1 protein-coding gene is annotated in these 588 nt (G+C 54.1%); it reads left to right on the top strand.

Going from position 1 to position 588, the window contains the following annotated elements:
• Positions 1–100: 100 nt before the first annotated feature.
• Positions 101–588: rhamnogalacturonan acetylesterase (locus QVP67_RS10335; RefSeq protein ID WP_288180115.1), on the top strand; the 488-nt coding region annotated here is incomplete at its 3' end.

The following is a 588-nucleotide window of genomic DNA, read 5'->3' as shown; positions in this document are numbered from 1 at the left end:
CGCGAGCCGTGCAAGTGTCCCAGAAACGGGATACAGGTGAGGGCTGAAAACGCCCTCTGCCAAATAGGTATGAACCAAGAAACTGTAAAAAAAGAATAATATGAAAAACAAACTGATTCTGCCGCTGGCCTTGTTTCTGGTCTTTACGGCGTTCAAGGCCGACAAACCAGCAATCACCATTTTCATGATTGGCGACTCGACCATGGCGGACAAGGACCTGACCGGCGGCAACCCCGAAAGAGGATGGGGACAGATGTTGCCCGGATTCCTGTCCGAAGAGATACGGGTGGACAATCATGCCGTGAACGGACGCAGCACCAAGAGTTTCATCGACGAAGGCCGGTGGGACAAGGTGCTTTCGCTGCTGAAGAAGGGCGATTACGTCTTTATCCAGTTCGGCCACAACGACGAGAAGACCGATCCCAAACGACATACCGATGCCGGTGGCGGTTCGTTCGATGCCAACCTGAAACGCTTCGTTACCGAGGCACGTGCCAAGGGAGCCATCCCCGTTTTGTTCAACTCCATTGTGCGGCGTAATTTCGGTACGGCCGACGACAGTTCGGTAGCGGCAGCCATCAGTCAGGA

The organism is Bacteroides sp. CAG:633 (assembly GCF_000435115.1).
Lineage (GTDB): Bacteria > Bacteroidota > Bacteroidia > Bacteroidales > Bacteroidaceae > Bacteroides > Bacteroides ndongoniae.
The sequence above is the reverse complement of the archived record's forward strand: the minus strand, read 5'-3'. Positions and strand labels throughout refer to the sequence as shown.